Annotated in this window: 12 protein-coding genes; 8 read left to right on the forward strand and 4 right to left on the reverse strand. The window is 69.3% G+C overall.

Translation table 11 applies throughout. The features are described 5' to 3' along the window. Positions 1-83 precede the first annotated feature (83 nt). Positions 84-1,238: an FIST signal transduction protein gene (locus tag D457_RS0110230; protein WP_039831157.1), complete on the forward strand. Its 1,155-nt coding sequence runs from the start codon at positions 84-86 to the stop codon at positions 1,236-1,238. A 161-nt stretch (positions 1,239-1,399) separates the two neighbouring features. Continuing rightward, positions 1,400-2,770, forward strand: a complete 1,371-nt coding sequence (locus tag D457_RS0110235; RefSeq protein ID WP_017580572.1) for an SH3 domain-containing protein — start codon at positions 1,400-1,402, stop codon at positions 2,768-2,770. 18 nt (positions 2,771-2,788) lie between these two features. Here D457_RS0110235 and D457_RS32290 read toward each other — a convergent pair whose 3' ends face one another. The 3 genes from D457_RS32290 to D457_RS0110250 form a co-directional block, all read right to left on the reverse strand. Next, complete coding sequence (locus D457_RS32290; RefSeq protein ID WP_039831159.1) at positions 2,789-3,394, reverse strand: RDD family protein; 606 nt, start codon at positions 3,392-3,394, stop codon at positions 2,789-2,791. A gap of 184 nt (positions 3,395-3,578) precedes the next feature. Further along, complete coding sequence (gene greA, locus D457_RS0110245) at positions 3,579-4,079, reverse strand: transcription elongation factor GreA (RefSeq protein WP_017580574.1); 501 nt, start codon at positions 4,077-4,079, stop codon at positions 3,579-3,581. 148 nt (positions 4,080-4,227) lie between these two features. Further along, complete coding sequence (locus tag D457_RS0110250) at positions 4,228-4,644, reverse strand: DUF4307 domain-containing protein (protein ID WP_026116513.1); 417 nt, start codon at positions 4,642-4,644, stop codon at positions 4,228-4,230. Between the two features lie 156 nt (positions 4,645-4,800). Here D457_RS0110250 and mca point away from each other — a divergent pair, with 156 nt between their 5' ends. From mca to D457_RS0110270, 4 genes are all read left to right on the forward strand, one after another. Then, positions 4,801-5,679, forward strand: a complete 879-nt coding sequence (gene mca, locus D457_RS0110255) for a mycothiol conjugate amidase Mca (protein ID WP_026116514.1) — start codon at positions 4,801-4,803, stop codon at positions 5,677-5,679. Between the two features lie 5 nt (positions 5,680-5,684). Further along, complete coding sequence (locus D457_RS0110260; RefSeq protein ID WP_017580577.1) at positions 5,685-6,008, forward strand: hypothetical protein; 324 nt, start codon at positions 5,685-5,687, stop codon at positions 6,006-6,008. Positions 6,009-6,136: 128 nt separating this feature from the next. After that, the gene (locus D457_RS0110265; protein WP_017580578.1) at positions 6,137-6,850 is read left to right on the forward strand and encodes a GntR family transcriptional regulator; all 714 of its coding nucleotides are present in this window, start codon (positions 6,137-6,139) and stop codon (positions 6,848-6,850) included. Positions 6,851-6,958: 108 nt separating this feature from the next. Next, on the forward strand, positions 6,959-8,995 hold the full coding sequence (locus D457_RS0110270) for a thioredoxin domain-containing protein (RefSeq protein WP_026116516.1): 2,037 nt from the start codon (positions 6,959-6,961) through the stop codon (positions 8,993-8,995). 9 nt (positions 8,996-9,004) lie between these two features. Here the strand turns inward: D457_RS0110270 and D457_RS0110275 are convergent, their stop codons facing one another. Next, positions 9,005-10,372 (reverse strand): serine/threonine-protein kinase, encoded by a 1,368-nt coding sequence (locus D457_RS0110275; RefSeq protein ID WP_017580580.1) that lies wholly within the window; start codon positions 10,370-10,372, stop codon positions 9,005-9,007. Positions 10,373-10,685: 313 nt separating this feature from the next. Here D457_RS0110275 and D457_RS0110280 point away from each other — a divergent pair, with 313 nt between their 5' ends. Beyond that, positions 10,686-11,297: an RNA polymerase sigma factor gene (locus D457_RS0110280; RefSeq protein ID WP_017580581.1), complete on the forward strand. Its 612-nt coding sequence runs from the start codon at positions 10,686-10,688 to the stop codon at positions 11,295-11,297. 93 nt (positions 11,298-11,390) lie between these two features. Continuing rightward, the gene (locus tag D457_RS0110285) at positions 11,391-12,152 is read left to right on the forward strand and encodes an isoprenyl transferase (protein ID WP_017580582.1); all 762 of its coding nucleotides are present in this window, start codon (positions 11,391-11,393) and stop codon (positions 12,150-12,152) included. Positions 12,153-12,314: the final 162 nt, after the last annotated feature.

Raw genomic sequence — 12,314 nt, forward strand, 5'->3', positions numbered from 1 at the left:
TGTTTGGAGTCCGGATGGAAGAATGGGACGGCAAGGTTCCCAGGCCCGGCCACGGCGGCCGGTGAAGACGGGGGTGGCGGCTGGTGGCTAGGTTCGGCGATGCTCTGACGACGGGGGCCGACCTCGTGAACGCGGCCGAGCGCGCGGTTCTGCAAGCCCTGGAGCAGATGGACGGCCCGGCCGACCTGGTCTGCTTCTTCGTCAGCGGGGCGGACCCGGAGGAGGTCACCCTCGCCGGGAAACGGGTCATGGAGCTGTCCGGTGACGCGCTCACCCTGGGGTGCAGCGCCACCGGGGTGGTCGGTGGCGGCCGGGGGGTGGAGGGCCAGGGCGCGGTCAGCGTCTGGAGCGCCCGCCTGCCCGGGGTCGAGCTGACCCCCTTCCGACTGGACACCGTGATCGAGGGCGACCAGTTGGCCGTGGTGGGTATGCGCGAGCCCACCCCGCGCGACCGGGCCGGGATCCTGTTCACCAACCCCTACGAGTTCCCCACCCAGGCGTTCGTCCGCGAGACCACCGCGGCCCTGGACGGGCTGCCGCTGGTCGGGGGCATGGCCGACGGTATGCGCGGTGAGGATTCGGTGCGGCTGTTCTGCGAGGGCGAGGTGGCCGAGAACGGGGCCATCGGGGTGCTGATCGGTGGTGACGGGGTGCTGGGCACGGTGGTGAGCCAGGGCTGCCGTCCGGTCGGGCCGAGCATGACCGTCACCAAGGCCGAGGGCAACCTCGTGCTGGAGCTGGCCGGGATCAACGCCTACGAGCGGCTGGAGACTCTGGTGGAGGAGCTCTCCGACGAGGACCGCGAGCTGGCCGCGCGCGGGCTGCACATCGGTATCGCGATGGACGAGTATGCCGACCACCACGAGCAGGGCGACTTCCTGATCCGGACGCTCAGCGGCGCGGACCCGGACCTGGGCGCGCTCACCATCGGCGAGATGGTGGAGGTGGGCCAGACGGTCCGCTTCCAGGTCCGCGACGCCGGTACCGCCGACGAGGACCTGGCCCGCAGACTGTCGGAGTTCGGCGCCGAACACGCGGTGGGCGCGGGGCTGCTGTTCTCCTGCAACGGCCGTGGCGAGACGCTGTTCGCCCAGGCCGACCACGACGTCCTCGCGGTCCGCCGGATCCTCGGCGTCGGCCCGGTGGCGGGTTTCTTCGCGGCGGGGGAGATCGGCCCGGTCGCCGGGGTCAACCACGTGCACGGGTTCACCGCCTGCCTGCTGGCCTTCGCCCCCTGATTCACCTTCGTCCGGATCACCTTCGTCACTACTCGCCCAAGTCGGACTTTTACCGTCGGATCACCAACACCCGGCACAAGCTCCTTGAGTGTGCCCACATTAGGGTGATTACTAAGAGTGAAGGCATTTATCACTTTGCGTGATTGGTGAGAGAAGGAACGATGGCCGACAACCGGCGCACCACCACGTCCCTCGCGGCTCTCGGGGCGTTCGCCCTGCTGGCCCCGCTGGCGACCCCCACCGCGGCCCTGGCCGAGTCCGCCTGGCTGGAGCAGGACCTGGCCTCCGCCGACCGGATCGGACTGTCCCTGGAGTCCGGGGAGCTGCGCCTGGACGGCGCGGAGCCGGTTGGTCTCGGCGCCTCCCCGCGCCTGGACACAGCCGAGCGCCGCACGGGCCTGGCGACCTTCCCCGAGCAAGCCCTGGAGGGATCCACCGACACCATCGACGTCGACGTGCGCGTCACCGGGGACGAGGAGGACGTCCTCACGGAGGCCCGCGGGGTGCGCGCCGACGGCATGTGGACCGAGTGGTACCCGACCTCTCCGGGCGGCGGCCGGGTGACCCTGCCCGAGACGGTCACCGAGGTCCAGCTCAGGGTCGAGGTGCGGCTCAGGGTCGAGGTCGGCCCGGGGAACGAGGGTGCGGACGGGAGCGCGGAGGAGCCGACCGCGGTCACCGAAGTCCGGGTCCGCCCGATCGAGGGTCCCGGGGGAGCGCCGGATCCGGAGGAGGAGCTCGAGGAGGCTTCCGGGGAAGTTTCCGAGGAGGTCACCGGGGACGACGTCCCGCAGCCCTTCTCCGCCCGCCTCTTCGCCACCCGTATCGGGCTGGTCGGCAACACCACCGCCAACGGCCACAAGGTCCGCCCCGATGACCACTTCGTCGCCCTGCCCTCCCGCCGGGGGCTGTCTAACCGCGGTGGCGGCGAGTACACCGTCCGGGTGTGCAGTACCGGCGCCCTGGGCCCCGCTGCCAGCGGTGACACCGAGAACCACGTCCCGCGCTGCGCGTACCTGCCGGTGTGGGACGTGGGCCCCTGGAACATCACCGACGACCACTGGAACGAGGACCGCGAGTCCTGGCGCGACCTGGACCGCGGCCGTCCCCAGGCCCAGGCCGCCTATACCGAGAGCCACAACAGCGGCCTGGACGGCTTCGGGCGCCGGGTGCAGAACCCCGCGGGCATCGACCTCGCCGACGGCGCCTTCAACCAGGGCCTCCAGCTGCCCACCAACGGGTGGGTACAGGTGGACTACCTGTGGACCGCCGAGTACCGGGCCCGTGCCGAGATCGTCACCGCCAGCCAGAGCGACCCGGTGATCGTGCGGGAGGGGCCGGGGACCGAGTACGACACCGTGGGGCTGGCCGCGCACAAGGCCAACGTGGACGTGGCCTGCAAGACCACGGGTGACCAGGCAAGCGGCCCCTCCGGGACCACCGACGTCTGGTACCGCGTCGGTGACGGCCACTACGTCCCGGCGGCCTTCACCACCGGCGGTTCCGAGGCCCCGGAATGTGTCGTCGAGTAGTTGGCCCGAGAGCCGGGTTCAGGCGCGGGTGCGGATCACGAGGGTCCCGGCCACCCGGTCGTGCAGGGTTCGTTCACGGTCGTCACCAAGCATGGTCATGGACTCCACGGCCGAGAACAGGTGGCCCAGGCCGGGCACGGACTGCGGCAGACAGAAGACGGCGGACCGGCCGATCACCTGGCCCTGGCCGAGCTTGCCGCCGTCCTCGGCGTTGACCACCTTGATGCCGAGCATCATCTTGCCGATGGTGCGGCCCCAGGTGACCAGGTAGAGCCAGTCGTAGAAGAACAGCAGCAGGCCCCAGCCGAAGAAGAGCAGGAAGGTCCAGAGGTCGCCCTCGGCGTCGGTGAACTCCGAGTTTCCGGTCAGCGCCGTGACCACGATGATCATGATGACGAAGAACGCCGTCGCCGTGATGAACGCCAGTATGTAGTCGATGATGCGGGCCGTGAGCCGACGGCCGAACCCGGCCGGACGCAGTTCCGGGCCCTGGTCCATCGGTCCGACCGGGCCGTGCGGCGGAACGGGACCGCCCGGGTGCGGCCCGCCATAGGACCAACCACCGGCTTGCGGTGGCTGGCCGCCCTGGTTGGGGTGCTGGGGGTTCCAGTAGGGCGAGGACATACGGCCGCCAGTTCCTAGAGTCGAGAAGGTCACCAAGTGCGGGAGCTGGTTCGAGAGCAGATTACCCAGCGGAGCCGACTCCCGGGGCCCAGGGCACTCCACAACCTTTCGGGTACAACGACGAGGGGCGGCCGGAGCCGCCCCTGTCGTAACTTCACACCTGGTTAGCCCGAACGCCGGTGCGTCAGAAACCGCTGTACGGAACCGCCTCGATGATCTCGACGCCGAGGCTCTTGCCATTGGGCAGGTTGTAGCTGACGGTCTCACCCACGCGCTTGCCGTTGATGGCGGCACCGAGCGGGGACTTGGGGGAGTACACGTCGATCGGGGAGCCGCTCTCCTCACGGGAGGCGAGCAGGAAGGTGACCTCCTCCTCGTCGCCGTCGAACTTGACGGTGACGGTCATGCCGGGGCCGACCACGCCCTCGGTGCGGGGCGCTTCGCCGACCCGCGCCGTGCGCAGGATCTCGGTGAGCTGGAGGATACGGGCCTCCATCTTGCCCTGTTCCTCCTTGGCGGCGTGGTAGCCGCCGTTCTCCTTGAGGTCGCCCTCTTCCCGGGCGGACTCGATCTTCTCCGCGATCTCGATGCGCCCGGTCCCCGACAGGTGGTCCAGCTCTCCCTTGAGCCGGTCATACGCCTCCTGGGTGAGCCAGGTGACGTTGTCATCGCGGGTCTGGGTCACGGGAACTCCTTGTGTACTAGTAGCAATGGCCACCAGGCGGCCAGAGCTGAACTTACGAGAATATCACTGTGCGCGATCACGCATCGGTGGCTGCGTTCCCGGGGGTTCCGCCTTGGTACCTGTGTCCGACAGGGGAAGGTTCGGTGGATCAGTCTTGCGAACCTTGTTCCCTGCATGAGGCCACTTCTACCGTGGAAGCCTGACGAACCGTTTCAACGGTCTGATTGACCATTCGGTTCCCGCCCTCCACTTCGACCCGGACCTCGCCCACTTCGACCATCTGGTTGTCGAGGGCGCGCAGGAGGCACTCGGCCCCGTTCTTGCTGTTCACCTCGAAGGAGATGCGCGCTTCGCTCTCTGAGGGTGCGGAGACCGTGATCACCTGGTGGTACACGCCGCCGCTGAGGCCGGTGTAACTCATCACCGAGAAGCCCCAGCCGACGCTGACGGCCACTGCGAAGATCGTGGCGACGACGAAGAAGACGGGCCCGTTGCCGTGGCGCTTGCGTAGCGCTGGCGCGGTGTCGGCACTGTTCACGGCATCATCTTCCGGGGTCGCTGACATTGGGAATCTCCGAGCAAGGGGACGGTGTTGTCTAAGATATCCCCGACCTGACAGCCCCCCTACGCGGCCCGCACGTGAGTCGTCCACGCCGTGACCCGGGGTGGCGTCGGACAGCCGCGTTCAGTGGCCGTCGACCGAGCCAAGGAGAAGCCTCCGTTGTCCGAGCGCCTGCGTCTTATGGCCGTTCATGCCCATCCCGATGACGAGTCCAGCAAGGGTGCCGCCACCATGGCGCGCTACGTGGAGGAGGGTGCGGAAGTGCTGGTCGTCACCATGACGGGTGGCGAACGCGGCGACATCCTCAACCCCGCGATGGAACGTCCGGAGATCCGCGAGAACATCGCGGAGGTCCGCCGTGAGGAGATGAACCGCGCCCGCGAGATCCTCGGGGTCGAGCAGGAGTTCGCCGGTTTCGTCGACTCCGGTCTGCCTGAGGGCGACCCGCTGCCCCCGCTGCCGGAGGGCTGCTTCGCGACCCTTCCCGTCGAGGAGGCGGCCGAACCGCTGGTGGCGGCGATCCGCCGGTTTCGTCCGCACGTGATCCTCACCTATGACGAGAACGGCGGGTACCCCCACCCCGACCACATCATGACCCACAAGGTGTCGATGCACGCCTTCGACGCCGCCGCCGAACCCGACGCCTACCCGGGTACCGGTGACCCCTGGCAGCCCCTCAAGCTGTACTACTTCGTCTCGTTCCCGCCCGAGCGCTTCGAGGCGCTGGCCGAGATCCTCGAGGAGCGCGGCCTGGACAACCCCTTCGCGGAGTGGATGGAGCGCATCAAGGAGCGCGACCGGCCGCGCTGGGAGATCACCACCCGCGTGCACTGCAGTGAGTACTTCGACACCGCGAACGCGGCGCTCAAGGCCCACGCCACCCAGATCGACCCGAACGGCTTCTGGTTCGCCGTCCCCAACGACGTCGTGGGCCAGGCCTGGCCGACCGAGGACTACCACCTGGTCCGTTCGCTCGTGGACACCGAGGTCCCGGAGAAGGACCTCTTCGCGGGTGTCCGCGAGGCAATGAGAGTATGAGCGGTATGAACACCCTTCTCACGTCCGCAACGGTGCTGGCCGACGGCTTCTCGTTGGACAAGGACACCGTCACGCCCGGTGTCATGGGCTTCCTCGCCATCTTCGCGATCGGCGTGTGCCTGTACTTCCTGATGCGCAACATGTTGGGCAAGCTGCGCGGTGTCTCGGCGCGTGCCGACGAGCAGGAGGCCGCCGAGCAGGAGGCCACCGAGAGCACCGAGAGCACCGAGAGCACCGAGGCGACGGAGGAGAGCGGCCAGGAGAAGGCTTCCGGGTCGGAGGCCGCCGCCGGCGGGTCCTCCGCCGAGGACACCTCCACCAAGGCCTGACCCGGGCCCGCCCCCGCCCAGCACCCGCGGGGGCGGTTCCACGGGCGCGGATTTGGTCCGCCCCGGTCCGCTTTTCCGGCCCGGGCAGTACCCCTCATCGGTCCCGTTTCTGGGCCTACCATGGGGACATGGCGCCCGAGTCCTCCCCTGCCCCGACCGCCCCGTCCCTGACCGAACGGGCCTACGAGCAGCTCAAGTCACGCATCATGGACCTGGAGCTGCCCCCCGGGCACCGCATCACCGAGCGGGACGCGGCCGCCGAGCTCGGTGTCTCCCGGGTGCCCCTGCGCGAGGCGCTGCGGCTGCTGGAGGCCGAGGGCCTCATCGTCTTGGTCCCGCGGCAGGGTGCCATGGTGGCCAGCTGGTCGCGCGAGGACGTCGTGCGCCTGTTCGAGGTCCGCGAGGAGCTGGAGACACTGGCCGCCCGCCTGGCCGCCACCCGGCGCACCGACGCCGACCTGCGCCTGATGCGTGAACTCCTCGACGACGCAGCCCGCGCGCTCGCCGCCGGTGACGACTCCGCGACCGCCGCCGCCAACGCGGGCTTTCACCGCGCGGTACTCGCGGCCTGCGGCAACCCCCTGCTCCAGCAGATGATGGCCCCGCTCAACTCCCGCGTGCAGTGGCTCTTCCACCTCACCAAGCACCGCGACACCCGTGAGCAGCGCGAGGAGCACGTCCGGCTGTACGAGCTGCTCCAGGTCCGCAACAGCGAGGGCGCCGCCGAGCTCTACCGCGCACACATCGCCGCCGGGCTCGAACCCACACTGGCCATCGCCGAGGCCTGGGAGTGCTTCGACCCGGTGGACGTCACCCGCACCCGCTCCCGCACCCGCAAGTAACCGGAAGCCGACGTCGCCCGCGAAGCCGCCACGGCACTCCGGCCGGCGTCCCGATTCCGGTCTGTGGACAACTGAACGGGACCGTTCGCGAAGTGGCACAGTGGAACCATGCCCAATCGCCTGAGCGACGCGACTAGCCCCTATCTGTTGCAGCACGCCGACAACCCCGTGGAGTGGTGGCCCTGGGGTGAGGAGGCCTTCGCCGAAGCCCGCCGCCGCGACGTCCCCGTCCTGATCTCCGTGGGCTATGCGGCCTGCCACTGGTGCCACGTGATGGCCCACGAGTCCTTCGAGGACATGGCGACCGCGAGTCGGATGAACGCCCTGTTCGTCAACATCAAGGTCGATCGGGAGGAGCGCCCCGACGTCGACGCCGTGTACATGGAGGCCACCCAGGCCATGACCGGCCAGGGCGGCTGGCCGATGACCGTGTTCGCCACCCCCGACGGCGCCCCGTTCTACTGCGGAACCTACTTCCCGCGCGACCACTTCCAGCGCCTGTGCGAAGGAGTGGCCGCCGCGTGGCGGGACAAGCGCGCCGACCTCCTCGACCAGGGAAAACGCGTGGTGGAGGCGCTCGGCGCCCCGCGTAGGCTGGCCACCTCCCTGCCGCCCACCGCCGCCGACCTGGACCTGGCCGTGCAAGCGCTGATCCGCGACTACGACGCCGTCAACGGCGGTTACGGCGACGAGCCCAAGTTCCCGCCGTCGATGCTACTGTCCTTCCTCATCGCGCAGCACGAGCGGACCTTCCCGTTCCAGAGCGCGGACGAGGCCACTCCCGCCGCCCTGATGGCGGGCGGCACCGCCGTGGCCATGGCCCGGGGCGGCATGTACGACCAGATCGGCGGAGGCTTCGCCCGCTACTCGGTGGACAGCGGCTGGGTGATCCCGCACTTCGAGAAGATGCTCTACGACAACGCCCTGCTGCTGCGCGCCTACACTCGCCTGGCCCGGCGGCCGGTGGGGACGGACCCGGCCGAGGCCGGCGAGCGGGCCCTGCTGCTGCGGGTGGCCCAGGAGACCGCGGACTGGATACTGCGCGACCTGCGCACACCCGAGGGCGGGTTCGCCTCGGCACTGGACGCCGACAGCGAGGGCGAGGAGGGCACCTACTACGTGTGGACCCCCGCCCAGCTGACCGAGGTCCTGGGCGAGGAGGACGGCGCCTGGGCCGCGAGCCTGTTCGGGGTGACCGGGCAGGGCACCTTCGAGCGCGGCTCCTCCGTGCTCCAGCTCCGCGAGGACCCCGACGACCCCGAACGCTACGACCGCGTGCGCGCCGCTCTGCTCGCCGCACGCGAGGACCGTATCCCGCCCGCCCGCGACGACAAGGTGGTGGCCTCCTGGAACGGCCTGGCGATCGCCGCACTGGCCGAGGCGGGCGCGCTGCTGGAGCGGCCCGCGTGGATCCGGGCGGCGCGGGAGACCGCGGACCTGGTCCTGGGCACCCACCTGCGGTACGGGCGCCTGGTGCGCACCTCCAGGGACGGCCGCCCCGGCCCCAGCGCAGGTGTGCTGGAGGACTACGCCAACCTCGCCGAGGGGCTGATCGCCCTGCACGGGGTCACCGGTGAGGCCCGCTACGTACGTGAGGCCGGCGGGCTGTTGGACACCGTCCTGGAACACTTTGGCGATGGCGAGGGCGGGTTCTACGACACCGCCGACGACGCCGAGAAGCTCTTCAGCCGTCCCCAGGACCCCACGGACAACGCCACTCCCTCGGGCCGCTTCGCCGCCGCCTCCGCGCTGCTGTCCTACGCGGCGCTGACCGGCAGCGAACGCCACCGCAACGCCGCCGAGGGCGCCTTGTCCGTGGTTCCGCTGCTGGCCGAGAAGGCGCCCCGCTTCGCCGGCTGGGGCCTGGCCACCGGAGAGGCGCTGCTCACCGGCCCGCGCGCCGTCGCCGTAGTGGGCGAGCCGGGCGCCCCGGAGACCGAGGAGCTGGTCCGTACGGTCCTGCGCTGGGCACCTCTGGGCACCGTCCTGTCCCGCGGCGACGGCACCGAAAGCGGGGGAGTGCCTCTGCTGGAACAACGCACTCAGGTGGAGGGGAAGCCCACGGCCTACGTCTGCGAGGGCTTCGTCTGTAAGCTCCCCGTCACCACCCCCGAGGACCTCAGAGCCCAGCTGGCCGCGGACTGAGACCAAGGGCTACGTGAGCTCTATGCGGTCGATGATCTCGTCGACCACGTCCGGGCGGTAGTCGGGCTGGCGGATCTCCAGGTAGACGGTCTTGGGGGTGCCCGGCGGGTGTACGGCCACAGAGGTGAAGGCCCCGTTGTCGTGGCACTCGCGCCACTCCCAGGCCGTGCCCTCCCAGCCGTCGTTGCTGATGGCGCGTTCCTCCGGCTGCCCCTCGCAGGGCTGGGTGTCGGCGACGCTGCTCAGGCCGGGGGCGCCCGGCACCACCGTGGCGTACACCCCGTAGGCCGGGACGTCGGTGGAGTGCCATTCGTCGGTGTCGGTGGCCGCGAGCAGCCCGGGGGCGGCTCCGGCCTCGGCGACGGACTCGCGGGCCTCGTGGTCGGTGTGGAACTCGCGGGCCCACACCGAGGGCACATCCACCCGTATCTCCTGGGTGGCGTTGCGGACGCTGGTCAGGGACATGCCGGGTGCGCCGAGGGAGGCGCTCACCCCGGTGGCCATGAGCACGCAGGCCGCGGTGAGGACGCCCGCCCGCTGCCAGGGCATCCGGTAGCGCTGCCACCAGGGGGCGGCCTCGGGGAGGTGGGGCGCCATACGGATCGCCCTGACCCGGTCGGTGAAGGTCTTGGCGTCGGCCGGGCGGCTCTCCCGGTCCACGGACAGCGCGGACAGGATCAGTTCGTCAAGTGCCGGGGGCAAACCTGGCCGAATCCGGCCAGGGGCGACTTTTGCCGGCGGGCGGGAGGGCGGCCGTCCGGTGATGAGCTCGTAGGCGACCGCACCGAGCGAGTACACATCGGAGCGAACGTCCAGGTCACCGCCGGGGATGCTCTGCTCGGGGGACATGTACCCGGGGGTTCCGGCTGCCGCGGTGAAGCCGGAGGCCTCGTCGATCGCCTTCGCGAAACCGAGGTCGGCGACCAGCACGCGCTGGCCTACAGGGGAGGACTGGAGCAGTACGTTGGACGGTTTGATGTCCCGGTGGATCGTGCCGTGGCCGTGCAGCACGGTGATGCCCTGGCCGATCTCCGTGAGCAGTCGCAGCGCCTCGTCTAAGGGTAGCTGACCTCTGTGGATGAGGTCGGCGACGCTGCCCTGGTCGGCGTAGGTCATCACCATGTAGGGGCGGCCGTCGGGCAGCACGTCGACGTCGTGGACCGCGACCAGCCACGTGGAGTCGGTCTGGCGCAGGATGCGCGCCTCCTCCAGGAACCGGTGCTGGATGTCCATCTGGTGCGCCCAGTTCTCGGCTAGTACCTTGATGGCCACCGGGTAGTTCAGCAGATCGTCCTGAGCCAACCAGACGGTGGCGAAGGAACCGGAACCCAGGCGCCGGATGACACGGTAACGTCCGAAGGCCTCCGGTTGGCTCATTTCCGCCTCGGTCTGTTGGGGGTGAATACGCGTTCGTTGCCCACTAATACACCATCTGCGCCTTCACGTTGACTTCCGTGGATATGATCCCCTCCCCGGGTAGTCTCGATGCCTTCGGGGCATGGAAACTGGAGGAGCCCCTTCGGGTTCTGTGCGCCATGTGAATGGTGGGGCGGAGAATGTGAGGATTCGAGAGGCCGGAGCCGAGCGGGGCCCATAGGCGTCCAATTGACGTGTGACCCTCGCATAAGGGTGCACGTACGCGTTCGTGCGAGCGGCCGGACGTCTGTCGCAAGCCAGGAAGAGATCAGCCATGAGCAGCAGTGACAACTCGGAGAACGAGGCGACCCCCGCCCCCCGGCGTCGGGTGGCCAGCAACGTGGACGAGGAGCTGGAGGACCTCGCCCGTCGGGCCAAACACGGTGACGCCGTGGCCCTGGACGACCTGCTCCGCCGGATCCAGCCCGAGGTGCTGCGCCGCTGCGCCCGGTTCCTGCCCTACCGGCAGGATGCCGAGGAAGCCTGCCAGGACGCTCTCCTGCGGGTGGCGCGCAAGATCGACAGCTTCAAGGGCGACTCCCTCTTCACCACGTGGCTTTACACCGTGGTGTCCAACTCCGCGCGGCAGACCTACCGCTCCATGAAGCGCCGTTCCGCCGAGTTCCCCACCGAGGCCGAGCGGATGCCGCACCAGCGGGACCCGCGCACCACCAGCGTCATCGCGGGTTCGCGGATCGACCTGCTGGAGGCGATCGAACAGCTGGAGAAGGACCGCCCCAACCTGGTGGCCCCGCTCGTCCTCCGGGACCTGTGCCAGATGGACTACAACGAGATCGCCGCCGAGCTGAACCTGGCCCTGGGAACAGTGAAGTCCCGTATTCACCAGGGACGTAAGCACGTGCGCAAATCCCTTGCCGTGACGTGACGTCCCCGGGCGAACTACTCTGGAGGTATCCCCGTCGGCACATCCGTTACCGGAGTGCGCCGTCTTTTGATCCAGCTCTGAGAGGTTTCGCCAATGGGGCTCCGTGACCCCCTGTACTGGCTGTACGAGCGACGTCTCGAACGTGGCCTGACCAGCCAGGAGATTCCCAGGCACGTCGGTGTGGCCATGGACGGCAACCGGCGCTGGGCCAAGAGCAGTGGTCTCCCGGGCGCTGAGCAAGGCCACCAGGCCGGGGCGAACAAGATCTTCGAGGTGCTTGGCTGGTGCAACGAGATCGGTGTGCAGGTCGTCACCCTGTGGATGCTGTCCACGGACAACCTCACCCGTGACGAGGCCGAACTCGGCCCGCTGGTGCGCATCATCGAGGAGACCATCGCCCGGCTGCGTGAGGAGGGCTGGAACACCCGGCCCGTCGGCGCGCTTGACGTCCTGCCTGATTCCACCGCCCGTGCCCTGAAAGAGGCGGAAGAGGCCACATCCGGCAACCCGGGTCTGGTTGTCAACGTCGCCGTCGGGTATGGAGGTAGACGTGAGATCGCTGATGCGGTTCGGTCCCTCCTGCATGAGGAGGCGGCCAAGGGCACCGGAATCCAGGAGCTGGCAGAGCGCCTGGACATCGAGGACATCGCTCGGCATCTCTACACGCGCGGACAACCCGATCCCGACCTGCTCATCCGCACCTCTGGCGAGCAGCGTCTCTCGGGTTTCATGCTGTGGCAGAGTGTGCACTCGGAGTTTTACTTCTGCGAGGTCTTCTGGCCTGCCTTCCGCAGAGTGGACTTCCTGCGTGCACTCCGTGCCTACGGTGCGCGCAACCGGCGCTTCGGCTCCTGACCCCCGCTCCCACTCCCTTTCTCACCCCCGTTCCGCGGGGCGCGCCGTGTCTGTCGACGGCGAGTTCGTAACGCGGAGTTCACCAGGTGGTGGGTTCGGGATCTGGAAAACGGGCTCTCGGGCGCGTAACGTCGTAGACAGCGGATGGCGTTCGTCCATCCG

The sequence above is a fragment of the Nocardiopsis valliformis DSM 45023 genome, assembly GCF_000340985.1.
GTDB classification, from domain to species: Bacteria; Actinomycetota; Actinomycetes; order Streptosporangiales; family Streptosporangiaceae; genus Nocardiopsis; species Nocardiopsis exhalans.

Bases quoted from the DNA above. Each gene is read 5' to 3' on its own strand.
- D457_RS32290 (WP_039831159.1), bottom strand. From the start codon at position 3,394: ATGTCCTCGCCCTACTGGAACCCCCAGCACCCCAACCAGGGCGGCCAG.
- D457_RS0110260 (WP_017580577.1), top strand. From the start codon at position 5,685: ATGAACACCCTTCTCACGTCCGCAACGGTGCTGGCCGACGGCTTCTCG.
- D457_RS0110280 (WP_017580581.1), top strand. From the start codon at position 10,686: ATGAGCAGCAGTGACAACTCGGAGAACGAGGCGACCCCCGCCCCCCGG.
- D457_RS0110270 (WP_026116516.1), top strand. From the start codon at position 6,959: ATGCCCAATCGCCTGAGCGACGCGACTAGCCCCTATCTGTTGCAGCAC.
- D457_RS0110265 (WP_017580578.1), top strand. From the start codon at position 6,137: ATGGCGCCCGAGTCCTCCCCTGCCCCGACCGCCCCGTCCCTGACCGAA.
- D457_RS0110275 (WP_017580580.1), bottom strand. From the start codon at position 10,372: ATGAGCCAACCGGAGGCCTTCGGACGTTACCGTGTCATCCGGCGCCTG.
- D457_RS0110250 (WP_026116513.1), bottom strand. From the start codon at position 4,644: ATGTCAGCGACCCCGGAAGATGATGCCGTGAACAGTGCCGACACCGCG.
- D457_RS0110285 (WP_017580582.1), top strand. From the start codon at position 11,391: ATGGGGCTCCGTGACCCCCTGTACTGGCTGTACGAGCGACGTCTCGAA.
- D457_RS0110235 (WP_017580572.1), top strand. From the start codon at position 1,400: ATGGCCGACAACCGGCGCACCACCACGTCCCTCGCGGCTCTCGGGGCG.